Origin of the sequence: Caulobacter sp. HMWF025, assembly GCF_003060965.1 — a bacterium.
Taxonomy (GTDB): Bacteria; Pseudomonadota; Alphaproteobacteria; order Caulobacterales; family Caulobacteraceae; genus Caulobacter.
The window spans coordinates 1-22258 of sequence record NZ_QAII01000088.1; the positions used below are offsets into that span (position 1 = coordinate 1).

The 22258-nt window shown below is 67.8% G+C and carries 24 protein-coding genes; 9 read left to right on the forward strand and 15 right to left on the reverse strand.

The window, feature by feature from the left end:
• Positions 1 to 143 precede the first annotated feature (143 nt).
• From DBR10_RS10340 to DBR10_RS10350, 3 genes are all read right to left on the reverse strand, one after another.
• On the reverse strand, positions 144 to 1583 hold the full coding sequence (locus DBR10_RS10340; protein ID WP_108556318.1) for an alpha,alpha-trehalose-phosphate synthase (UDP-forming): 1440 nt from the start codon (positions 1581 to 1583) through the stop codon (positions 144 to 146).
• Entirely contained in the window at positions 1580 to 2359 is a 780-nt protein-coding gene (otsB, locus tag DBR10_RS10345; protein ID WP_108504334.1) for a trehalose-phosphatase, read from the reverse strand. Before otsB ends, DBR10_RS10340 begins: the two co-directional genes overlap by 4 nt.
• A gap of 71 nt (positions 2360 to 2430) precedes the next feature.
• Positions 2431 to 4227 (reverse strand): glycoside hydrolase family 15 protein, encoded by a 1797-nt coding sequence (locus DBR10_RS10350; protein WP_108504335.1) that lies wholly within the window; start codon positions 4225 to 4227, stop codon positions 2431 to 2433.
• A gap of 244 nt (positions 4228 to 4471) precedes the next feature.
• On the opposite strand from DBR10_RS10350, the gene DBR10_RS10355 reads away from it, so the two are divergent.
• Genes DBR10_RS10355 through DBR10_RS10365 form a run of 3 tightly spaced genes read left to right on the forward strand, consistent with a single transcriptional unit; the run spans position 4472 to position 7010 of the window.
• Positions 4472 to 5959 (forward strand): L,D-transpeptidase family protein, encoded by a 1488-nt coding sequence (locus DBR10_RS10355; protein WP_108504336.1) that lies wholly within the window; start codon positions 4472 to 4474, stop codon positions 5957 to 5959.
• Positions 5960 to 6014: 55 nt separating this feature from the next.
• Complete coding sequence (locus DBR10_RS10360; protein WP_335582554.1) at positions 6015 to 6638, forward strand: DUF882 domain-containing protein; 624 nt, start codon at positions 6015 to 6017, stop codon at positions 6636 to 6638.
• Positions 6639 to 6662: 24 nt separating this feature from the next.
• Entirely contained in the window at positions 6663 to 7010 is a 348-nt protein-coding gene (locus DBR10_RS10365; protein ID WP_108504993.1) for a hypothetical protein, read from the forward strand.
• Positions 7011 to 7095: 85 nt separating this feature from the next.
• Here DBR10_RS10365 and DBR10_RS10370 read toward each other — a convergent pair whose 3' ends face one another.
• From DBR10_RS10370 to DBR10_RS10385, 4 genes are all read right to left on the reverse strand, one after another.
• The gene (locus tag DBR10_RS10370; RefSeq protein ID WP_108490042.1) at positions 7096 to 8136 is read right to left on the reverse strand and encodes a substrate-binding domain-containing protein; all 1041 of its coding nucleotides are present in this window, start codon (positions 8134 to 8136) and stop codon (positions 7096 to 7098) included.
• A gap of 117 nt (positions 8137 to 8253) precedes the next feature.
• Positions 8254 to 8694: an arsenate reductase (glutaredoxin) gene (gene arsC / locus DBR10_RS10375; protein ID WP_108490041.1), complete on the reverse strand. Its 441-nt coding sequence runs from the start codon at positions 8692 to 8694 to the stop codon at positions 8254 to 8256.
• Positions 8681 to 9361, reverse strand: a complete 681-nt coding sequence (locus DBR10_RS10380; RefSeq protein ID WP_108504992.1) for an MIP/aquaporin family protein — start codon at positions 9359 to 9361, stop codon at positions 8681 to 8683. Before DBR10_RS10380 ends, arsC begins: the two co-directional genes overlap by 14 nt.
• Positions 9358 to 9702 carry an ArsR/SmtB family transcription factor gene (locus DBR10_RS10385; RefSeq protein WP_108504991.1) on the reverse strand — a complete coding sequence of 115 codons (345 nt, stop codon included), beginning with the start codon at positions 9700 to 9702 and terminating at the stop codon, positions 9358 to 9360. Before DBR10_RS10385 ends, DBR10_RS10380 begins: the two co-directional genes overlap by 4 nt.
• A gap of 70 nt (positions 9703 to 9772) precedes the next feature.
• Here DBR10_RS10385 and arsH point away from each other — a divergent pair, with 70 nt between their 5' ends.
• Both arsH and DBR10_RS10395 read left to right on the forward strand, forming a co-directional pair.
• Complete coding sequence (arsH, locus tag DBR10_RS10390; RefSeq protein ID WP_108504990.1) at positions 9773 to 10492, forward strand: arsenical resistance protein ArsH; 720 nt, start codon at positions 9773 to 9775, stop codon at positions 10490 to 10492.
• A gap of 120 nt (positions 10493 to 10612) precedes the next feature.
• Positions 10613 to 11368 carry a phosphocholine cytidylyltransferase family protein gene (locus DBR10_RS10395; protein ID WP_108504989.1) on the forward strand — a complete coding sequence of 252 codons (756 nt, stop codon included), beginning with the start codon at positions 10613 to 10615 and terminating at the stop codon, positions 11366 to 11368.
• 12 nt (positions 11369 to 11380) lie between these two features.
• Here the strand turns inward: DBR10_RS10395 and DBR10_RS10400 are convergent, their stop codons facing one another.
• The 6 genes from DBR10_RS10400 to DBR10_RS10425 form a co-directional block, all read right to left on the reverse strand.
• The gene (locus DBR10_RS10400; protein ID WP_108504988.1) at positions 11381 to 11809 is read right to left on the reverse strand and encodes a nuclear transport factor 2 family protein; all 429 of its coding nucleotides are present in this window, start codon (positions 11807 to 11809) and stop codon (positions 11381 to 11383) included.
• Between the two features lie 25 nt (positions 11810 to 11834).
• Positions 11835 to 12599, reverse strand: coding sequence for a nucleotidyltransferase family protein (locus DBR10_RS10405; RefSeq protein WP_108504987.1), 765 nt, complete (start codon positions 12597 to 12599; stop codon positions 11835 to 11837).
• Entirely contained in the window at positions 12596 to 13741 is a 1146-nt protein-coding gene (locus DBR10_RS10410; RefSeq protein WP_108556319.1) for a dATP pyrophosphohydrolase, read from the reverse strand. The genes DBR10_RS10405 and DBR10_RS10410 overlap by 4 nt, the downstream gene beginning before the upstream one ends.
• Positions 13741 to 14802, reverse strand: a complete 1062-nt coding sequence (locus DBR10_RS10415; protein ID WP_108504986.1) for an LptF/LptG family permease — start codon at positions 14800 to 14802, stop codon at positions 13741 to 13743. The genes DBR10_RS10410 and DBR10_RS10415 overlap by 1 nt, the downstream gene beginning before the upstream one ends.
• Positions 14799 to 15941, reverse strand: a complete 1143-nt coding sequence (locus tag DBR10_RS10420) for an LptF/LptG family permease (protein WP_233243365.1) — start codon at positions 15939 to 15941, stop codon at positions 14799 to 14801. The genes DBR10_RS10415 and DBR10_RS10420 overlap by 4 nt, the downstream gene beginning before the upstream one ends.
• Positions 15942 to 16003: 62 nt before the next feature.
• Complete coding sequence (locus DBR10_RS10425) at positions 16004 to 16441, reverse strand: HIT family protein (protein WP_108504984.1); 438 nt, start codon at positions 16439 to 16441, stop codon at positions 16004 to 16006.
• Between the two features lie 61 nt (positions 16442 to 16502).
• Here DBR10_RS10425 and DBR10_RS10430 point away from each other — a divergent pair, with 61 nt between their 5' ends.
• Positions 16503 to 16976 (forward strand): DUF2141 domain-containing protein, encoded by a 474-nt coding sequence (locus DBR10_RS10430; RefSeq protein WP_108504983.1) that lies wholly within the window; start codon positions 16503 to 16505, stop codon positions 16974 to 16976.
• Between the two features lie 6 nt (positions 16977 to 16982).
• Here DBR10_RS10430 and DBR10_RS10435 read toward each other — a convergent pair whose 3' ends face one another.
• On the reverse strand, positions 16983 to 17876 hold the full coding sequence (locus DBR10_RS10435) for a metallophosphoesterase family protein (RefSeq protein WP_108504995.1): 894 nt from the start codon (positions 17874 to 17876) through the stop codon (positions 16983 to 16985).
• Positions 17877 to 18034: 158 nt separating this feature from the next.
• Between DBR10_RS10435 and DBR10_RS10440 the strand changes: the two genes are divergently transcribed.
• The 3 genes from DBR10_RS10440 to DBR10_RS10450 all read left to right on the forward strand — a co-directional run bounded on the left by DBR10_RS10440 (position 18035) and on the right by DBR10_RS10450 (position 20918).
• A complete protein-coding gene (locus DBR10_RS10440; protein WP_108504994.1) occupies positions 18035 to 19084 on the forward strand; it encodes a CDP-alcohol phosphatidyltransferase family protein in 1050 nt (349 codons plus the stop codon).
• A gap of 77 nt (positions 19085 to 19161) precedes the next feature.
• A complete protein-coding gene (locus tag DBR10_RS10445) occupies positions 19162 to 19998 on the forward strand; it encodes a diacylglycerol kinase family protein (RefSeq protein WP_335582555.1) in 837 nt (278 codons plus the stop codon).
• Positions 19995 to 20918, forward strand: a complete 924-nt coding sequence (locus DBR10_RS10450) for a hypothetical protein (RefSeq protein WP_108504981.1) — start codon at positions 19995 to 19997, stop codon at positions 20916 to 20918. Before DBR10_RS10445 ends, DBR10_RS10450 begins: the two co-directional genes overlap by 4 nt.
• A gap of 60 nt (positions 20919 to 20978) precedes the next feature.
• On the opposite strand, the gene DBR10_RS10455 is transcribed toward DBR10_RS10450, so the two are convergent.
• On the reverse strand, positions 20979 to 22217 hold the full coding sequence (locus DBR10_RS10455; RefSeq protein ID WP_108504980.1) for an acetyl-CoA C-acetyltransferase: 1239 nt from the start codon (positions 22215 to 22217) through the stop codon (positions 20979 to 20981).
• Between the last annotated feature and the right edge of the window lie 41 nt (positions 22218 to 22258).

Consider the following 22258-nt stretch of genomic DNA (forward strand, 5'->3'; position numbering starts at 1 on the left):
GCGAAGCGCTGTCGTCCGGTTCTACACCAGGCTTTGTCGATCCGGCTTGAGGTGGCGCAAGCCGGGCCCGGATCGGGTTCGATTCGAGTGTTAAACGGACGGCTTAGCCTGGTGTTCTTCAGTCCGGAGCGCAGCGGCCGGCTCTAGCGGACGGACGCAATCCGCACGCCCTTGCTGGCCGCGACTGGGGCGGCGGCGGCGGGGTGGGTCAGGGCCTGGACGAACTCGTCGCGCCAGGAGGTCACGTCCTGCTTCTGGACTGTGTGATTGAGCGAATCCCAGCGCTGCCTCCGCTCGCCCGGGCCCATGGACAGGGCCCGGCTCAGGGCGTCCGAGATCTCCTCGGGGCTGTTGGGGTTGATGATCAGGGCCTCGGTCAGCTGGCGGGCGGCACCGGCGAAGCGCGACAGGATCAGCACTCCGGGATCATTCGGATCTTGGGCCGCGACATATTCCTTGGCCACGAGGTTCATGCCGTCGCGCAGGGGGGTCACGAGCCCCACCCGGGCCGCGCGATAGACCCCGGCCAGTTCGTCGCGGCGATAGGAGCGATTGACGTAGCGAATGGGCGTGAAGTCCATCTCGGCATAAGCGCCGTTGATGCGGCCGATCAGTCCGTCCAGACGGGACCGCAGATCCTGGTAGGCCTCGACCTCGTCGCGCGAGATCGGCGCGATCTGTAGCAGCATCACCTGGCTGCGCTGGTCGGGATTGTCGTGCAGGAAGCGCTCGAAGCCGACCAGGCGTTCTTCCAGGCCCTTGGAATAGTCGAGACGGTCGACGCCCACGACCATCTTGCGAAACACGCTGTGGGCCAGCATCCGGTCATAGACCTTGCGGGCCCGGGGGCTGTCGGTAATCCGGGCAAAGTCTGCGGCGTCGATCCCGATCGGAAAAACGGCGGCCCGGGTGGTCTTGCCGAAGGCCGACAGGATCTGGCCGGGACCGGCCGATCCACCGACCTCCGTGGTCACATAGCCCTCGAAGGCATGACGGTTTTCTTCGGTCTGGAAGCCGATCAGATCATAGTCGAACATCGCCTCCACCAGGGGGCGATGGCGCGGCAGGGTGACCACCAGCTGGTGCGCGGGCCAGGGAATGTGCAGGAAAAAGCCGATGCGGTTGGTCACGCCCATCCGCCGCAGCTCCCGGGCCATCGGGATCAGGTGGTAGTCGTGCACCCAGATCACGTCGTCGGGTTCGATCAGGGGGAGCAGGGTCTCGGCAAACCGCTTGTTGACCCGGTCATAGCCTTCGCCGAACGAGCGGTCATAGGCGGTCAGGTCGACGCGGTAGTGAAAGAGGGGCCAGAGCGTCTTGTTGGCATAGCCGTTGTAGTACTCCTGATAATCGCCGTCCTCGAGATCGACCGTCGCCGTCGTGACGCCATTGACGCGCTGCATCGACAGCTGGCCCGTGAAGGTCGGCGTGGTCTTGCCGCTCCAGCCGAACCAGACTCCGGAATACTCGCGCAGCGCTGCGGCGAGGGCCATGGCCAGTCCACCCACACTGCCTTCGCCGTCGGTCTGGTCCGGTGCCGGAGGTGGATTGACCCGGTTTGAAACGACGATCAGCCGGCTCATCCGGCTGTGCGCGGGGCCGCGCCCTCCAGCCAGGCCAGGACGGACTCGACATCCTCAAGCCGGTAGCGGGCCAGGGTCGGGCGCGGCGGACCGACCAGGACGCCAAACCCGCCCAGCCGGGTGGCGGTTGCAAAACCGTCTTCGTCGGTGAGGTCATCCCCCACAAAGACCGGCGTGGTCCCGGCGAAGGGATGCTCCTGCAGGAAGGCGGCGACGGCCTGGCCCTTGTCGCGGCCAGGCGTGCGAAGCTCGGCGACCATGTCGCCCAGTTGCAGGACCAGCCCGGTCACGCGGGCCAGGCGTTCCGAGGCCTCGACGACAGCCTCGGCGGCCTCGGGCACGTTGCGGTAGTGCAGGGCGACGCTCAGCGTCTTGTCCTCGAACAGCAGGCCGCGTTCACAGCGGGAAAGCGCCTTCAGGGTCTCGCGCGCCTGACCCAGCCCGTCATGGGCGGGAAGGGCCGAGACCCGGCCCGAGGCATCGCGGCGCACCAGACCGTGTACCGCAGCCACCGGGGTGACCCCGCCGGCCAGGATCCGGTCGATGTCCTGCAGGTCCCGTCCACTGACCACCGCGACCCGACCGTCAAGGTCAGCGGCCAGCCTCGACAGCAGGGCCTGACGGCGCGCTTCTGGCCCCACCGCGCAGGGCGTCGCCTGGAATGGGGCAAGCGTCCCATCGAGATCCAGGAAGAGGGCGCAGGGATGCGGGAGGGTCGGTGGCGGCGGCGGCAGGGTCTCCGGTCCGGAGGCAACGGCGGCTCTCAAGGCGTTCATGTCTTTTCGCCCCTCATTCAACTCGACCATCAAGCGGCAACGCCGGGATCGCCGGAACGATCCCGGCGGGCTTACCGGACCGAGGTCCATGGGCGGCTGAGCAGCACGGCGCAATTGATCAGGCCGACCAGCGAATAGGTCTGGGGGTAGTTCCCCCAGAGCTCGCCGTCGGCGAAGCTGATGTCTTCGGAGAGCAGGCCGGCAGCCGTCCGCCGGGCCAGCATGTCCTCGAACAGCGCTCGGGCCTCATCGACCCGTCCTTCAAGGTACATGGCCTCGATCAGCCAGAAGGTGCAGATGTTGAAGGCGGTCTTGGGCTCGCCGAAGTCATCGGGAATGGCGTAGCGTAGCAGGTAGGAGCCCTTGCGCAGGCCCTTCTCGACCGCCGCAACGGTGGCGACGTTGCGCGGGTCGTCGGCCTGCAGGTAGCGGAGATCAACCAGTTGCAGGAGGCTGGCATCCAGCTCGTCGCCGCCGAAGGTTGCGGCGAAGCGGCCCAGCCTGCTGTTCCAGGCTTCGGCGTCGATCGTCGCCCGCATACCGGCCGCGCGGCTGTTCCAGAAGCCGGCCCTTTCGGACAGGCCCAGCTTCAGGGCGGCATTGCCGAGCCGGTCGCAGGCCGCCCAGCACATGACGGCCGAGTAGGTATGGACGTTGGCCCGTCCCCGAAACTCCCACAGGCTGGCATCCGGCTTGTCGTGCAGTTGAAAGGCGCGTTCGCCCACCGGCTCGAGGGCTTCGAAATCGGCGACCGTGGCCAGCCTTAGCAGGCGTTCGTCGAAGAAGGCCTGGGTGGTCGACAGCACGATCTGGCCATAGACGTCGTGCTGCTGGTGCTCGAAGGCCTGGTTGCCGATCCGAACCGGACCCATGCCCCGGTATCCGGGCAGTTCAGGCGCAAGGCGCTCGGTCAGTTGCGGTTCATAGCCGACGCCGAACAGGGGCTGGATATGGCCGCCGGCTGCGCGGTCGACGATGTTGCGCAGATAGCCGAGATAGTCCTCGAGAATATCCACCGCGCCCAGCCGGTTCAGGGCCTGGACCACATAGTAGGCATCCCGCAGCCAGCAGTAGCGATAGTCCCAGTTGCGGCCGCTGTCGGCATGTTCGGGGATCGAGGTGGTCAGGGCCGCCACGATCGCACCGGTCTCTTCGTGTACGCAGAGCTTCAGGGTGATGGCCGCCCGGATCACCGCCGACTGCCAGTCGAGAGGCACCGCCAGGCTGCGGACCCAGGTCATCCAGTAGGCGGTCGTCTGGCGCAGCATGCGCTCGCAGGTCGGCCCGACCTCGGCATCGAAGCCCTCATCAGGGCCGAGAAAGAGGGCGATCGGCTGCTCCAGCCGGAAGGCCCGTTCCTCCAGCACATGCGAGACCGGGCAGTCGGTGGTCAGGCGCAGGGTCACGTCGGCGCACAGGTAGCGGATATGGTTGGAGCCCGAGGTCATCTCGGCCCGCCTTGCGCCCCACTGGCTTGTCGGACGCAGGCGCAGGGTTACCCGGGCGGTTCCCGCGAGCGGGCGGACCAGCCGTACGAACGCGGTCGGTCGGAATACCCGCCCGTGCTGGCGATAGCGGGGCGCGAAATCGAGGATCTCGATGCGGGCCCCATCGGCGTCTGTGATCTCGGTCCGCAGGATCGGGGTGTTGCGCAGATAGGCCTGCTCGACCGAGACCGCACCTTCGACCACGATGTCCCAAAGGCCCTTGGCCTCTGCTGCCGAAGGGGCCGCGTCATCCAGCAGGGCGCTGAACACCGGATCGGAGTCCACCCGGGGCGCGCAGCCCCAGACAAAGCAGCCGGCACGGTCGATCAGGGCGCTAACGGCGCAATTGCCGATGGGAAAGAGGTCGAGGGTTTGGGGCACATGGTCTCCCGGGCCGGGGGCGACCGGAGACCGGCCTGCGATCCTGAGGCAAACCGCTGGTGTGGCTTCCCGGTTCCGGGTTTTCGAAAATCGCGTCGCCAGGCGATCAAGCTCGACCTTCTTCGCCATCCGCGCGTTGACGATCCGTGGCTCAACCGGCCATCTGGCGTGGCGCGGCGCTTCCGCGTGCAAGTTTTGATGACGAGATTCCAAGACCGTGACCGGCTTTACCAGACGATCCTGGATGCTCTCGACCGGGGCCGTATGGCTGGCCGGAGCCACGGCCGCGCAGGCGCAGACGCAGAGCCCGTCTCCGCCGGCCCTGCGTCCCCTGCAGTCGCCAGGGATCGTGCCCCCCGTTCCGGTCAACCCCTATGGCGTTACGCTGCGCCCGGACCAGGTCGAGCTGCTGCGCCGGACGCTCGACACGGCCCATACCCATGGCTTCGAGCTTGAGGCCTTTGCGCCGGAAGCCGCCATCGCCCTGATGGGATCGCGCGACGCCACCGCCCGCCAGACCGGTCAGGCGCAGCTGGTGGCGCTGACCCTCGGCTTTGCCCAGGCCGTCCGTGCCGGACGGCTGCCCGACAGTGAATTTGATCCCGAATGGGGTCTGAGACCGGCGGCCTACGATCCCGCGCCGGAGTTTGTCCAGGCGATCACCGAGGACCGCCTCGGGCCTTGGATCGACAGCCTGCCGCCGCCCTATACCGGCTACCAGACCCTGCGCCGGGGCCTGACCACCTATCGTGCGATTGCGGAGCGCGGCGGCTGGACGGCCTTGCCCGTCGGGCCCGAACTGAAGCTGGGCGACACCGGTGCCCGGGTCGAGGCCCTGCGCACGCGCCTCTCAGCTGAAGACCCCGCGGTCTCCCTGCAGGGGCCGGCGGTGTTGGACGAGGCCCTGCAACTGGCGGTCAAGCGGGCCCAGAAGCGGTTCGGGCTTCTGCCGGATGCGGTGCTCGGGCCGCGTACGCTCGCGGCGCTCGACACACCGGTCTCGCTGCGGATCGACCAGATCCTGGCCAATATGGAACGCTGGCGCTGGCTGCCCCAGACCCTGCCGGCCGACCGCATCCAAGTGAATATCGCTGCGGCGGTGCTGTCGCTGTTCCAGGCCGATACCCCGACCCTGACCATGCGGGCCGTCACCGGCCGGCCGGGGGACGAGACCCCGATGCTGCAGTCGCGGATCCACAGCGTGGTGCTCAATCCGCCCTGGAACGTGCCCTCGTCAATTGCCGCCAAGGAGCTGTGGCCGAAGGAAAAGGCCAGCCCGGGCTATCTGGCGCGCAACGACTTCATCATCATCAACACGCCGGATGGCGGCGCGCGCCTGCAGCAGAAGGCCGGCCCCAAGGCGGCCCTGGGCCTGGTGAAGTTCGACTTCGCGAACCCGTATGGCGTCTATCTGCATGACACGCCCAGCCGCGCCAAGTTCGCCAGCTTCAGCCGGCTGGCCAGTCATGGCTGCGTTCGTCTCGAAAAGCCGGGCGAACTGGCCCATGCCGTCTTCGCCGGTGATCCGGTCTGGACCCCCGAGGTCATCGACCAGACCATCGCGGCCGGCAAGACCGTGCGGGCCTCGCTGAAAGTGCCGATCGCGGTCTTCCTGCTCTACTGGACCGCCTATGTGACCCCGGACGGACAGGTCAACTTCCGGGATGACCCGTATGGCTGGGATCGCGTCCTTGTGCAGCGTATCGCCGCAGGGGCGTCCGGCTCCGCTTGACCTTGTGGCCCGTGTGAGGTGTCTTCGGCATCTCACCGGCTCGAGGAATAGCGTAGTGATCGAACGGCGCAGGCTTTTGCAGTGTGGACTGGGTGTCCTGGTGGCCGGCCTTGCCGGTCCCTCATCGATGGCCCAGACCCTCCCCGACGGGCCAGCGACGGTTGCCGCAAACCTCCAGCCGGACCTGATCGGCGACCTGATTGACCAGTCGCAGGTGATCACGGCCCCGCCCCGGGTGCTGTCGCTCTACAACCTGCACACCGCCGAGAAGCTGGAAGCGGTCTATTGGGAAAACGGAACCTATGTCCCGGATGCCGTGGAAGCCCTGAACCATGTGCTGCGGGACTACCGGACCGGTGATGTGGCACCGATGAATGTCGGCCTGTTCGACCTGCTGGGCGAGCTTTCGGCCAAGACGGGCAGCCGCGAGGCCTTCCAGGTCGTTTCGGGCTACCGCTCTCCGGCTACCAATGCCCTGCTGGCCGAGCGGAGCGGCGAGGTTGCAAAGCGCAGCCTCCACATGGACGGCAAGGCCATGGACATCTATCTGGAGGACGTCGCGCTCGACCGACTCCGTGCTGCCGCACTGGATATCGGGCGGGGCGGGGTCGGGTACTATCCCGAGACCCGGTTCGTACATGTCGATGTCGGCCCGGTTCGGCGCTGGCAAGGATCTTAGGCCCGCGAGGGTAGGGAGCTCTCCATGGCCCAGGAGCATCGCAGCAATCCCTTCGGCTGGATCGTGCTGGGCTTTGTCGCCGGGGTCCTGGCGACCTTCGGGGCCATCCTGTTCGTCTCGTCCTCGCTGCCGGACTATGAGGAAGAGGCTCCGGAGCTCCGGACGGCCGCCGATGATGCGGCCGCAACATCCGAGGTACCGGCTCCGGTGACCGCGCCGACTCCGGCTCGCGAGGAGGCTCCGGTTGCAGCCCCGACCGTTGTCCCGGCCGTGCCGGCACGGTCCGCTCCGCTGGATCCGCAGGTCGCTGAAGATGCCGCCGCGGCGGGCATGACCTCCCGCGCGGAGCCGGACCCGCCGACCGATCGCTGAGGCTTTCACGGTTGCAGCCGCAACAGAAAACGGCCCCGGGAGCGATCCCGGGGCCGTCGGCCTGTCAGCGGTCAGGGCACAAGGATCAGGACTTCGGGGCCGGCATGGCGGGCAGGGACTGGGCCTTGGCCTTGTTGTCGGTGTGCAGCTTGGGCGACAGCGGGATCAGGCCCCGGCCCTGCAGGTAACCGCCCCGGCCGGTGGCGGCGTCCGAGGTGAACTCGGTGACGAATTCCTTGAGGCCCGGCGTCACACCGACCTGGTTCTTTTTCACGTAGATGTAGAGGGAACGGGAAATCGGATAGGCCCCGCTGGCGATCGTCTGGGCGGTCGGCTTGACCCCGTTGATGCTGGCGGCCTTGATCCGGTTGCCGTTCTCCTCAAGGAACGAATAGCCGAACACGCCCAGGGCATTGGGGGTCTTTTCGATCGTGCCGACGATGGCGTTGTCGTTCTCACCGGCATCGATCCAGCCGCCGTCCGAACGCATGGGCGAGACCTTGGCCTTGAAGGCCTTCTCGTCACTGGCCTTCATTGCGGCCAGCTGGGGCAGCTTGGCAGCCCCGCCTTCAATCGCCAGCTCGATCCAGGCATCGCGCGTCCCCGAGGTGGGCGGTGGGCCGTAGGCAAGGATGCGGCTCTTGGGCAGGCCCGGCGCGACCTCAGCCCAGGTCTTGAAGGTGTTCTTGCCCAGCTGGCCGCCGCGTACGGTCTGGTCGGCAAAGCCGAGATACAGGTGCTCGAGCTTGAAATTGAAGTCGGGGGACTTCTTGTCCATGGCCACGACGATGCCGTCGAAGCCGATCTTGATCTCGACGATGTCCTTCACGCCGGCCTTCTTGCAGGCTTCGAATTCGGACTTCTTCATCGGGCGCGAGGCGTTGGCGATGTCGGGATACTTCTCGCCCATGCCGCCGCAGAACATCTTGATGCCGCCGCCGGTGCCGAGGCTTTCGATCTTGGGCGACTTCTTGCCGGTCTTCTTGGCGTAGTTCTCGGCCACGCGGGTCGAGAACGGAAAGACGGTCGAGGATCCGGCGGCCCAGACGTAGTCGCGGGCGGCATAGGCGTTATCGGCGCAGGCCAGCAGGCCGACGGCGGCGGCGGCGCCAAGGAGCTTGTTCATGTGAGGCGGTCCGGGTTCTGTTGCGTCTGACGAAGGAACGCGCCGGATGGCAGCGCGTTCGGTGGCGTTTCGTCAGGATGTAGTGACGCCCAGGCCTGTCGGCAATCCGCCTACGGATCAAGATCTGCCGGGAGCCCCGATCCTGGCCACAATCACGATCTCGCCGTCTTCCTTGGTGAACTGCTCGATCTGACGATCGAGCAGGGCCAGGACCTTCTCTGACGGGCGGCAGAGCGCCACGCCCTTCGGCGTTATGACCAGCGGACGGTTCACAAGGATCGGATGCTCGACCATGGCCGCCAGGATGGCTTCGGCAGGCGTGGCCGGATCCAGCAGGCCCAGCTCGGCGGCCGGCGTGCCCTTGTCGCGCATCATCTCGCGCAGGGACAGGCCGCTCCGGGCCGACAGGTCAAGCAGTTGCGACGCCGTCCAGCCGGCCTTCAGATACTCGACGACCTCCGGCGCATAGCCGGCCTCACGAACCATGGCCACGGTGTTGCGTGAGGTGCCGCAGGCCGGGTTGTGGAAGATGGTGACGGGAAACTCAGGTACGGTCATGGGCGGGGGTCTCGGTCAGAAGCCAGGGGATGAAGAGGGCGGCCAGGATAGCGCCGACCGCCTGACCCAGCAGGAAACCGGGCACGGACGCCGGTGCGATCCCGGCGAAGGTATCGGTCAGGCTGCGCGCCAGGGTGACGGCCGGATTGGCGAAGGACGTCGAGGCGGTGAACCAGTAGGCGGCCGTGATGTAGAGCCCGACGGCCATGGGAGTGAAGTCCGGGCGGAACCGCGAGACCCCGAGGATGGTGGCTACAAGGCCAAAGGTTGCGACAGCTTCCGACAGGGTCTGGGCCGGTCCTTCGCGCAGCTTTTCGGAGACCTGTATCAGGGGCTCGCCGAACATGGCATGGGCCAGCATCACCCCGAGCACGGCTCCAATTGTCTGTATACAGACATATAGTACCGCTGCGCCGGGTGACAGGGCGCGGCGGGCGGCCATCACCAGGGTCACGACCGGATTGAAGTGTGCGCCACTGATGGGGCCCAGCACGCTGATCAGCACGACGAGAGCGGCCCCGGTCGACAGGGTATTGCCCAGCAGGGCGATGGCGTCGTTTCCGGCCGACAGGCGCTCGCCCATCACGCCGGACCCGACCACCACGGCCAGGAGCAGGGCGCTGCCGAGTCCCTCGGCCACGAGGCGACGGGTCAGGGAATAGGTCATGACGGGCAACAGGCCAGGGCGTCTGTGGCGCGGATAAACGGCGCGCAGATTTCGGGGGCACCGCCGCAGCAGTCTTCCAGCAGGAAGCCCAGCAGCCCCTGCATGGTGCCATAGTCAGCGGTGTAGATGATCGAGCGGCCGTCGCGGCGCGAGCGGGTCAGGCCGGCATGGTCGAGGATCGCCAGATGGCTGGACAGGGTGCTGGGCGGCATGTCCAGCCGCCGCGCGATCTCGCCGGCCGGCAGGCCGTCAGCGCCGGCCTGGACCAGCATCCGGAAGGCCGACAGGCGTCCGGCATGGGCCAGGGCCGAGAGGCTTGCAACGGCGGTTGTCATTTCCATATTTCGAGGATAGTCGAAATATATGACGGCGGGAAGACGGGTTTTCCGCGCCTGCCGACCTGGAGCGCCCGTGACCGATTTCCCCGCCCTCGATGCCGCCTATCTGCAGCAGCCCGACCAGGCCCGACTGGAGCCTGTCCCGTTCGGCCATCCGCCGCGAATCCTGCTGCTGTATGGATCCCTTCGGGAGCGTTCGTTCAGCCGGCTGCTGGTCGAGGAGGCCGCCCGCATCCTGCAGCGCCTGGGGGCCGAGACCAGGATCTTTGACCCACGGGGCCTGCCCCTGCCGGATGCCGAGGATGCCAGCCACCCCAAGGTGCAGGAACTGCGGGCCCTGTCGCTATGGTCCGAGGGCCAGGTCTGGTGCAGCCCCGAACGCCACGGAGCCATCACCGGGGTGATCAAGAGCCAGATCGACTGGATCCCGCTGGAGATCGGCAGTGTGCGCCCCACCCAGGGCCGGACCCTGGCGGTGATGCAGGTCAGCGGCGGCTCGCAATCGTTCAATGCCGTCAACACCCTGCGCCTGCTGGGGCGCTGGATGCGGATGATCACCATTCCCAACCAGTCGTCCGTGGCCATGGCCTGGAAGGAGTTTGACGACAACGACCGCATGAAACCGTCGGCCTACTACGACCGGGTGGTCGACGTGATGGAGGAACTGGTCAAGTTCACCGTGCTGACCCGGGGCCATGCCGGCTATCTGGTTGACCGCTACAGCGAGCGGAAGGCGCGGGGTGATGCGGCCCCGCTCAACGAAGCGGCCGTGGCGGTGACCTCCGGCCAGTGAGAGGCGCGAGCGATGACGGTCGGGATTGCCGCTGCGGGCTATATGGCGACGGGCCCATCCTGTAGGGTTGCTTCCTGATTCAGACGCCGACCCGTGCGGCCAGACGTGAAACGAGCCGACGTGGCGTTACCGACCAAAGCCATCATCCTCAGTGCCGGCCAGGGCAAGCGCCTGTCGCCCCTGACCGATACCCGCCCCAAGTGCCTGGTCGAGCTGTCGGGCCGCAGCGTCCTGCACTGGCAACTGCGTCACCTGCGGGCGGCCGGGATCACCGAAGCGGTCGTGGTTACCGGCTTTGCGGCCGAGACGGTCGAGGCCGAGATCGCGGGCCTGGACCTGCCCGGCCTGACGGTACGGACCCTGTTCAACCCGTTCTTCGGCCTGACCGACAACCTGGCCACCTGCTGGCTGGCGCGGGGCGAGATGGTCGGCGACTTCCTGCTGCTGAACGGCGACACCCTGTTTGAACCGGCCATCGCAGAGCGCCTGATCGCCGCCCCCTCGGCCGCGATCATCGTGACCATCGACCGCAAGCCCGGCTACGACGCCGACGACATGAAGGTGTTGACCGACGGCGATGCCTTGCGGGCCATCGGCAAGACCATCGAGGCCTATGACGCCGAGTCGATCGGGTTCCTGCGCTTCAATGCCGAGGGCGCGGCCCTGTTCACCCGTGTGATCGACCAGATCATGCGCACGCCCGAAGGCCTCAAGCGCTGGTATCTCAGCGTCATCAACCAGATTGCCCAGGACCACGACGTGGTCCGCGTCCAGTCGATCCAGGGTCTGGACTGGGCCGAGATGGACTTCCCCGAAGACCTGCCGCGCAACCGCGAGCTGGCAGCTTTGTGGACGGCGGAACGGGTCGAGGCGTAAGGTCGCTCCGGCCTATTTGTAGGCCGGAATGATCCCGCCCAGGCGCTTGCCCATTTCCTCGGCGAGGGCCTGGACGCCGTTCAGCGGCCGCATCATGACCTCGAAATCGACGATCTGGCCGGCTTCGTCGAAGCGGACGAAGTCGATGCCCTTGACCGCCTTGTCGCCGACCCTGGCGCTGAACTCGAGCACGACATTCAGCCCGTCGTCGGTCGTGGCCTGGCGGTGATAGGCGAAGTCGGTGAAGACGGTCAGGACCGTACTCAGCGCCAGCACTACGGCATCGGCGCTCTTGTAGGGCTTGAAGGCCACCGGCGAGCGGAACGTCGCGTCAGGATGGACGATGGACCGCAGGTCGGTGAGGTCGCCGCTGGCGACCATGTCATGCCAGGTCGACAGGCTTCTGGCGGCGGCGGAGTGCAGTTGGGGCAGGTCAGTCACGGGGTCCTCCCTGGGAACGACAGGTTCAGCGCTCGACGATTGTCCGGACCAGATCGAGGTCCGACGGCTTGTCCACATCCACCGCGGCCAGGCCGTAGGACGAGCGCACGACGGCGGCCCTGACGCCGGCGGCCCGGCCCAGACGCTCCAGCGTCTCGTCGATGGTCATCAGGCCCAGAACGTAGCGGATCAGCATGACCGGCCCCAGCAGGGCGGCGATGCGCCAGGGCTGTTTGCGCAGGGCCTCGGCCTTGCGCCAGAAGGCCACGGCGTTCAGGGCGGTCTCGGTCTTCAGCAGGAAGAGGTTGCAGCCCGAATAGCCGCCGTCCTTGAAGCGCCAGTAAGTTCGCTTTGTCTCTGGCGCGGCCGCACGAACGACGGCCTCCGGGGCCATCAGGACGGCGATATCGGCGTCGGCCGGAGCCCTGGCCAGGAACTCTGTGATCCAGTCCGCCTGAAGCAGGGCGTGATCGACCGTAGTCACCAGCAGCGGCGTGCCCATCAGGCTGGCGGCATCGTGGACGCTCTGGCTGGGCCCGCCGGCGGCGGGCAGGGGTGTGGCCGTCGCGTGACCGGCCAGGGCATCGATGATCGCGACATCAGAGGTCGAGACGCCGATCCGCGTCGCTCCGGCCTTGTCCAGCGCGCCCAGCACCCGCGTCAACAGGGTCTGGCCGCCCAGTTCGATCAGCCCCTTGTGGCTGACCCCGGCATAGGCGGCGACGGGGTCGATGCCGCCCCGCGAGCCTGCCAGCACAAGGGCCTGAAACCCGGGTTCTGCCTCGCTCACAGCGCCTTCTCGTAGAGGCGATAGGTCTTGTAGATGGTCGCGCCCATGGCCTCGGAGATCCGCCGCATCGGCAGGTTTTCCTCGAGGATCCACGAGAACTCGAAGCGCTCGTAGCCGAGGCTTAGGGCTGCGGTCCGCCCGGCGTTCATCAGGTGGAACGGCAGGAGCTGGCCGCGCATGGTGTCGGCGAACTTGCGCTTGACCCCCATCAGCGGCACCCGGGCCGACTTCAGGCCCCTGACCTTCAGGCGCCAGAGGAGTTTGGCCCAGCCGAACGGCAGCAGGCGGCCGCCCAGATCGTGGATGGCTTCATTGATGTTGGGCAGCAGCACGATGAACCCGGCCGGCTCGCCGTCGATATCGGCAAACAGGGTCATCTTCTTTTCGATCACCGGCTTCAGCGCCTTGGCCAGGTGCCGGGTTTCGGCCTCGGTCGTCGGGGTAAAGCCCCAGTTACCCGCCCAGGCGTCATTGAGGATCTCGGTCAGCGAGGCGACCTCTTCCTCATAGCGGTCCATGTTGACCTCGCGCAGGGTCACGCCCGCCGGCAAGCCCCGTCGCACACGGCGCACCACGATCTCGGGCAGGTCGGCGGTCGGGTCGCAGACATAGGCATAGACGTCCTTGACCTTGGCATAGCCCTGCTCCTCGACCCGCTTGCCGGCATAGGCCGGGTCGTGGCCCATCATCACCATGGGCGGGGTGTCGAAGCCGTCGACCAGCAGGCCGACCTCTTCATTGACCGACAGGTTGAACGGTCCCTGGGCGGTGTCGCAGCCCCGGGCCCGCAGCCAGTCTTCGGCGGTGGCCAGCAGGGCCTGGAAGATGGCGGCATCGTCCTCGGCGGCGATCAGGCCAAAGCTGCCGGTCTTGCGGCCCGGAGCCTGTGGGGCCAGGGCGTCGATCTGGGCGCTGATCCGGCCGACATCCCGGCCGCCGCGCACCGCCAGCCACAGCTGCACCTCGGCGTGGTCGAAGAACGGATTGCTCTTCGGCGTCAGGGCCTCAGTGCGCTCCATGGTCAGCGGCGTGATCCAGTTGGGATCGCGGGCATTGAGCCGCGCGGCCAGCCGGATGAAGCGGGCAAGATGCTTGCGCGTGGTGACCGGGATGATCTTCAGGGCTTGGGTATCGCGCGGCATCAGCCCTCCAGGGTCACAAGCGCATAGAGGGCCAGGGACCCGAAGATGACCGGACCGCCCCAGACGGCCAGGATCGGTGAGATCGCACCACTTTCGCCGAGCGCCGACAGCAGGCCGTCGACGACGAGGAAGACCAGGCCGGCGGCAAGGCCACCCGTCAGCAGTACCGCGCCCTGGCGGCTGCGGAAATTGGCCAGGGCCACCGGCGCACTCAGCAGCAGCATGACCAACGCCCCGAACGGCCCGGCAAAGGCACTCAGCAGCCGGGTCTCATAATAGCTGGCCGGTCGGTCGGTGCCGCCCTTGAGCAGGGCCCGCCGGGCGGTGGCGGCCGACGGGGTAGGATTCTCGGAGAACAGGGCCTGCACGTCCCTCGGGCGCAGGGCCGAGGTCCAGGTCATGCCGCCGCTGGTCACCGACCGCGCGACCTCGCCCTCGAAGCGGGTCGAGACGGCTCGGCTGAGCTGCCAGTCGGTGCCGCCCAGGGTGGCGCGGGGAGCCTCGATGCGTTCGACCAGTCGGCCGGCAGGGTCGCGGCGGTAGATCTTGACGCCCGACAGGCTGCGGCCGTCCGGCGCACTGGCCGCCGCGACGACCAGATCATCCCCGACCCGGAAGCTGCGCGGGCCCGTCTCCTTGCGTTCGGCGGCGGGGGTGCTGGCGCGCCACCAGGCGTCGAGGATCGGGTCGGTGCGGGGCGCGATCACCTGGGCGCAGGTGAAGTCCAGCAGCATCATCGCCACTGCGGCCGGTGCCGCCATGGCCAGGATGCGATAGGCCGAGATCCCGGCCGCCCGCATGGCGATGATCGCGCTCTCGCGGGCCAGTTGCGAGAAGGCAAACAGACCGCCGGCCAGCACGCTGATCGGGGCGATCTGCTCGACGAGGCGCGGGGCCCGCAGGGCCGCATAGTAAAAGACGCCTGCGACGCCGAGGCCGCGGTCGAGGATGTCGGTTGTCACCTCCAGCAGGTCGAGGACCTGCAGGATGCCCATCAGCACGGCGGCCGCGCCGAGGATGCGGGTCGCGGTGACCTTGAGGACGTAGAACTGCAGCCTCATGCCGCCACCTTGCGGGTCGGGGTGACGAGGCGCGTGACCCGCTTGATCCGGTCGCCGAAGGCATGGATGACACGGCTGACAGGGGTTTCGCCCGGCCGATTCCGGCTGCCCATGAACATCCACACGCTGAAGCCGGTGAACAGGCTGAACGGACCCCAGATGGCGAGCGCCGCCGGGGCCTTGCCCGCCTCAGCCAGACTCTGGCCCAGGAGCAGGCTGTGCTGGAAGGCCAGCAGCAGCACCCCGGCCACGATCAGGCCCGGTGTGCGGTTGCCGCGCTTGGCGGCGAGGCCGAGCGGAAAGGCCAACAGCGGCAGGAACGGCAGGAAGGCGGCGCGGGCCAGTCGGCCATAGAGCTCGGCCAGCAGGGTGGCCTCGGGCAGGGTGGTGTGACCCCGTTCGGCATAGCGGGCCAGTTCGCCGAGCGTGAGCTCGCGCTCGTCGCCGCCGCGGGCGCGGAGCAGGGTGGCCGCGCCGGCCAGGGGCATTTCCGTGGCGAAACGGTCGAAGGCCAGGGTCCGCCAGCCACCATTTCCATCGGCCGCCACCCTCTGGCCGGTGCGGAGCAGCAGGGTGACCTTGTCGGCTGTCGCTGACGGGCTGAGATCGGCCGTGGCGGCGGTGATCACTTCCTCGCGGCCGTGATCATCGAGCCGGCGGATAAAGACCCGGGTCAGCTTCTGGCCGGTCGCGTCGGCCGAGTCGGCCGTCATCAGCAGGTTGTCCTCGTCGATGAAGGCTCCGCCGGACAGCTTGCCGTTCCAGCCGGCATTGACGGCCGCGTGCATGACCGAGCGATAGGCATAGCGGCTGTAGGGCTGGCTGTAGCCGAACAGGGCGACACTGAAGGCCGTCAGGACCAGGCCGAGACAGACGAAGGGCACCACGATGCGGGTCAGGGACTGGCCGCTGGCCAGCAGGGCGTCGATCTCGGAGCCGTCCGACAGCTTGGTGATGACGATGAACAGGGCCACGAAAAAGGCCACCGGCAGGGCCAGGCCCAAATAGTGCGGGACAAGGTTGGCGGCCAGCTGGGTCACATAGTCGAACCGGGCGCTGCTCTGCGACAGGGCGTCCAGCAGACGCAGCACGCGCTCCAGCAAGAGCGCGACCACCGTCACGCCGAGGCACCCGACCATCGGCCAGGCAACGAGACGCAGCAGGTAGCGATCGATCAGCCGGAGGCCGGAAAGCGGACCGTTCACGCCGTTGTCCATTTCGCGGCAAGGTCGCGGGCGAGGGCGGCAGCGGCGGCCGCATCCAGCTCGACAGTAACGCCGAGGGCCGGGGCAGCCGGCCAGCCGGCATCGACGAAGGTGCGGCCGTCATGGACGCGCTCCCCCGCATAGCGCGGGATCACATGGAAGTGCACGTCGCGGTCGACCATCATCAGCATCAGGTAATTGATCTTCTCATAGGCCACGACCGCGCGGAGCAGCCGCTCGATTCCGTCGACGGCAACCTTCAGATCACTGAAGGCTTGTGGACTCAATTGCGAGAAGGCTTCCGCCTTTTCCTTGCATATCAGGACCAGCGACCCAAAGGTCGGCTGCTTGGGGCGAACCAGCACGATCCAGTGGTCGGTTTCAGCAACCCGTGTGGCCGGATAGCCAAAGGCCTGCGCGGTGGAATTGGTCATGGACAGGCTCGCCTCGCGGCGCCGAACGCCGCCGAGTCACAATAAGGACGCCGGGTTTTTCATGAAAGCACGATCCGCGCTGTCTGGCCTCGCCATGACCATTCTTTGTCTGGGCGCGTCGGCCGCCCAGGCCCGGGCAGATTGCGAGGGCCGTGACAGCGACACCCAGCTGTCCGTCCAGATTTCGCAGGTCCGCTCGACCACGGGCGAGGTTGTCGTCACCCTCTATCCGTCCGACCCCCGGCGCTTCCTGGCCCCCAGCGGCAAGCTGCTGCGGATCCGCCTGCGCGCCGCCGCGCCGGTGACTCGGGTCTGCTTCAATCTTCCCGAACCCGACGTCTATGCGGTGGCCGTCTACCATGACGCCAATGGCAACCGGGATTTCGATCGCAACAAGGTGGGCATGCCGGTCGAAGGCTTCGGCTTTTCCAATGACGCGCCGACGCGGTTTGGCCTGCCGTCCTTCGATGCGGTGCGGTTCTCGGCCAGGGCCGGCGAAACCCTGCTGCGGATCCGGATGCGCTACGGCAAATAGGCCCGGCTAGACCAGACGGTAGCGTCCAAGCTCGACAGGCCGGCCGGTTTCCGGATCGAGCCCGCGCGCGATGACCCGGATGCCGAAGGCTCCATCCTGGCCGAGCTCGATCTCGATCCCGTGCCAGCGGGCGGCGGGATGCCGGCCACCGCCGCCGGCCGAGGCCGAGGGGACGCCCAGCACGGGGATCGCGGTCCCGTCCGGGCCGGGCAGGCTGCCGACCAGGGCCTCATGGGCATGGCCGTGCAGGACGAGGTCTGCCCCGCGTCGGGCGAGGACCTCGGCCAGTCCCGCCTGATCCTCGAGCGCCTTGCGCTTCGAGACCGCCCCTCGGGTCGGCGGATGGTGGATCAGCACCAGCCGGAACGCCCCCTGGATCGCCGGATCGGCCAGCAGGGTATCGAGGGCGGCCAGCTGCGCCTCGCCGAGGCGGCCCGTGGCCAGATGCGGGGCCGTCGGCAGGGCCGAGCAGAGATTGAGGATGGCGACATCGCCCCTCCGGCGCAGGCCGGGGAAGCGCGGCTCGGGGGCATCACCCAGCCACGGCGTCCAGGCCGAGAACCGGATCGGATCGGCCGATCCGACCAGGGCATCGTGATTGCCCGGGCTGACGGTGACCGTATCCGAGGGACCGAGGCTTTCCAGCCAGATCCGGGCGGCCTCGACCTCGACCGTCGAGGAAAAATTGGTCAGGTCCCCGGTCAGGGCGATGTGATCCGGGTCATAGGTTTTGATGTCGTCGACCAGGGCGGCCAGCACATTCGGCTGGTGTTCCCGGTGCTTGCGATGCCAGGCGATTCGGCTGAGCAATCGCTTCGAGGCGAGGTCGCGCCAGCCAAACGCCCCCTTCGGCGGGGGCAGATGCGGGTCGGACAGGTGGGCCAGGCGGAATATCGACACGGGTTCGCTGCGGATTCTGGTCATAAGCGCCCGAAGCTGCTTATCAATCGGCCCGGGTTTCAAGAGGGTCTCTGACTTTGACGGACGGAAATGATCAAGGCGGGCCTGTCCGCCCGGCGGCCGTAACGGTCGGCGAGGCGACCAGCCGCATCTGGGGGATGACCTCCGCCCAGCGTCTGTCGCGGATCTACCGGCGGATCGGTGTGACCGAGATCGCGGCCGGCGTGCGCCCGTCGAGCTCAGACCTGATGGTGGTGGATGCCGGCTGGGTCTTTGACGAGTCGCTGATCAAGGCCCTCTCCGACCGGCCCGGTGTGGCCCTGGTCGACGATGATGGCCGGGTTGTGGCCCTGAACCTGCCGGTGGCGGACGGTATCGCCGCCGACGCCGACCTCTCGGCCCTGGCCGGTAGCACGCCGCGCTTGACGGTCCTCGAACTGGGCTCGGCCTATAATCATGCCCTGCGCAAGCGCGAGCCGCCGGTGCTGGAGCGACTGACTCCGGAAACCGTCGATTCCGTCGAGAAGCGGCTGTTCAAGGGCTCGTACAAGGGCGTCACCGATCTGGTGACGAAATATGTCTGGCCCGCCCCCGCCCGGGTGGTGACCCGCTGGTGCGCGCTCGCGAAGCTGACGCCGAACATGGTGACCTTCGCCAGCTTCCTGATGGTGCTGGCGGCGTTCGCGTTGTTCTGGACCGGTCAGTACGGCTGGGGTCTGGTCTGCGCCTGGATCATGACCTTCCTTGACACCGTCGACGGCAAGCTGGCCCGCGTGACCCTGACCTCGTCCAAATGGGGCAATGTGTTCGATCACGGCATCGACCTGATCCATCCGCCCTTCTGGTGGTGGGCGTGGTTCGTTGGCCTGGGCGCTCTGGGCTTCCAGCTGCCCTATGGTGGCCTGATGCTGGCCGTCATCGTCGGCGGCTATGTGGCGCAGCGGGTGGAGGAGGGCATCTTCCTGGCCCTGTTCAAGGTCGAGATGCATGCCTGGCGGCCGTTCGACAGCTTCTTCCGGCTGATTACCGCCCGCCGCAATCCCAACCTGATCTTCCTGACCGCCGCGACCTTGGCCGGCCGGCCCGATATCGGCTTTGCTTTGGTCGCCGTCTGGACCGCGCTTTGCCTCGTGGTCCATGCCGTCCAGATCCTGCAGGCCCTGATGGTTCCCAAGGGCGGCGTCACCTCTTGGCTGGCGCGCGGATGAAGGTCGGCGTCGTCCACAATCCGCGCAGCCACGCCAATTTGGGGCGGAGTGCGGACACGTGGGCGCCGGATGACGTGATGCTGGTGCGCCCGGCGACCCGGGAGGCGCTGGAAGTCGACCTGCACGCCTTTGCCGCGCGGGGCGTCGAACTGCTGGTGATTGACGGCGGCGACGGCACCATCCGCGATGTGCTCAGCCTGCTGCCGCAAACCTTCGGTGAGGCGGCACCGCTGATCGCCGTGCAGCCCTCCGGCAAGACCAATGTGCTGGCGGTGGATCTGGGCGTCCCCCCGGGACGTAGCCTGCAGGAGATCCTGATCGCGGCCCGTTCGCCCAAGGCGACCATCAAGCAGCGCGCCCCCCTACAGGTGGCCTGGGACGATGGACGACCGGTGCAGCGGGGCTTTGTGTTCGGGCTGGGAGCCTTTGTCCGGGGCACCCAAATGTCGAAGAGCGTCAACCGGATGGGGGCGTTCCAGAGCCTGTCGGTCGCCCTGACTGTGGCCGGTGCCGCGTTCGGGGCCCTGCTGGGCGGCGCGCGCGATCACTGGCGGGCGGGCGTACCGCTCGGCCTGTCCATTGACGGCCAGCCCGCGCCGGCCGGGCCACGGTTCATCTTCCTGGCTACGACCCTCAAGCGCCTGCCGCTGGGGATCAAGCCGTTCGGCGCGCCCCGCGAGGGGCTGAAGGCCCTGGATGTCGACGCGCCGCCGCGACGGCTGCTGCCGGCCCTCAGCCTGCTGCTGCGTGGCGGCGATGCGCCCTGGCTGCGCCGGGCGGGATATCGTCGGGGCGATGCCCGGACCCTTCGTCTGGAAACCTCGGAAGCGTTCGTGCTCGACGGTGAGATCTATGACGGTGCCGGTGGTCTGACGGTGGCCCTCGGGCCGCCGCTGCGGTTCCTCGCGTCTTGACGGGAAGCGTTCTCGATCTGGTCGGGGCCGAGCTGCGCGCCCCCGCACCGCCGCATGCGGTGGCCTTTGCCGCCCGACTGGTGGACGCGTTCGAAGACCCGGTCGCCGTGCTGTTCTACGGCTCGGTCCTGCGGACCGGCGATCTCGAAGGGGTGATGGACTTCTACGTCCTAACCGGCCGGCCACGCGCCGGCTGGCGCGGCACCCTGGGTCAGGTGCTGTGGCCGGATGTCAGCTATCACGAGATCGAGCACGACGGCCGGATGCTGCGGGCCAAGGTCGCCAGCATGACCCTGGAGCAGTTCGCCCTGGCGGCGCGGGGCGGTGAGATCGACACCACCATCTGGACCCGTTTCGTCCAGCCGTCTGCCCTGGTCTGGTCGTCCGGCCCGGAGATCGAACCGGTGGTGATCGACGCCGTGGCCGAGGCCGCCCATTCGGCGGCCCGCTTTGCTGCCGCGCTCGGGCCGCAGGAGGGCACGCCCGACGCCTACTGGACTGCGCTGTTCCAGCAGACCTACAGGGCCGAGTTTCGGGTTGAGAAGGGCGGGCGCGAGCGGTCCATCCTGGCCTTTGAGCCCGAGCGCTATGACCGGCTGATCGTGGCCTGCTGGCGCGAGCAGGGCCTACTCGACATTTTCAAGCCCGGCGACGTACAGCCCAACATGACCCACGAGGCGCGGGAGCGTTTCGGGATCGCCTGGCGCAAGCGGCGGCGGATGGGCAAGCCTCTGAACCTGGCACGGCTGGTCAAGGCGGCCTTCACCTTCGAAGGCGCGGCCCGCTATGCGGCCTGGAAGATCGAGCGCCATACGGGCCTTGCCATTCCCCTGACCCCGTGGCGGGAGCGGCATCCGGTGCTGGCAGCTCCCGGCGTGCTGTGGCGGCTGTGGCAGACGCGGCGGCAACGCAGGTCTTAGCGGGCTTGAGGTCGAGTTGGACCGTCGGGTTCAGGCGTCGCCGCCTGAACCCGGGATCATCTAGATGCGCTCGATGATGATGGCCGGAGCCATGCCGCCGGCAGCGCACATGGTCACCAGGCCACGCTTGAGGTCGCGGCGCTCCAGTTCATCGAGGAGGGTGCCGATCAGGATCGAGCCGGTGGCCCCGATCGGATGCCCCAGGGCCATGGCCCCGCCGTTGACGTTGACCTTGTCGCGGTCGAGCTTCAGGTCGCGGATGAACTTCTCGGCCACCACCGCGAAGGCCTCGTTGATTTCCCACAGGTCGATGTCGTCCACGGTCAGGCCGGCCTTGGCCAGGACCTTGCGGGCCGCCGGAACCGGGGCGTTGAGCATCAGGGTCGGGCTGTCGCCGACATTGGCCATGGCCAGCACCCTGGCGCGCGGCTTCAGGCCGTGGGCGGCGGCATAGGCCGGCGAGGTCAGCAGCACGCCGGCGGCGCCGTCGACGACGCCCGACGAATTGCCGGCATGGTGCACGTGGGTGATCTTCAGGTCCGGATAGACCTGGTGGATCAGGCCACCGAGGGTCATGCCGCTCTCGTCGATGGGCACGCCCGCCATCATCTCGAACGAGGCCTTCAGCTGGGACAGGCTTTCCAGGGTGGTCTGCGGACGCGGGAATTCCTCGTGAGCCAGGGCCACCGTGCCGTCGTCATTCAGAACCGGAACCAGGGACCGGTCAAAACGGCCTTCGCGGATCGCCTGGTCGGCCCGCTGCTGGCTGACCACGGCCAGCTCGTCGAGGGCCTGGCGGGAAATGCCTTCGAGGGTGGCGATGGCGTCGGCGCAGACGCCCTGGTGGCTCTGTGGGTGGCGGGCCCGCAGGCGCAGGTTGCCCGAGTCCAGCAGGCCGACCGAAGACCGGTCCGCCGTCGCTGCCGTGTAGGACATCATCTCGGTGCCGCCGGCGATGACCACGTCTTCCATGCCCGACATGATCGAGGCCGCAGCCAGGTTCACCGTGGTGATGCCTGAGCCGCAGAAGCGGTCGAGGGTCATACCGCTGGCGCGCACGTCATAACCGGCGTCGAGCGCGGCCATGCGGCCCAGGTCGCCGCCCTGCTTGCCACGCTGGGTGCTGGTGCCCCAGATGATGTCGTCGACTTCGGCGGTGTTGAGGTTGTTGCGCTCGGCCAGGGCCTTCAGGACCGTGGCGGCGAGATGCTGCGGGTGGAAGTCTGCGAGGGCTCCCTTGCCGACCTTGCCGATACCGCGCGGGGTGCGGCAGGCGTCGATGATGAGCGCTTCGGGCATGGGATTTCCTTCCTGCTGGGGCTTCGTGTGACGAAGTCTGT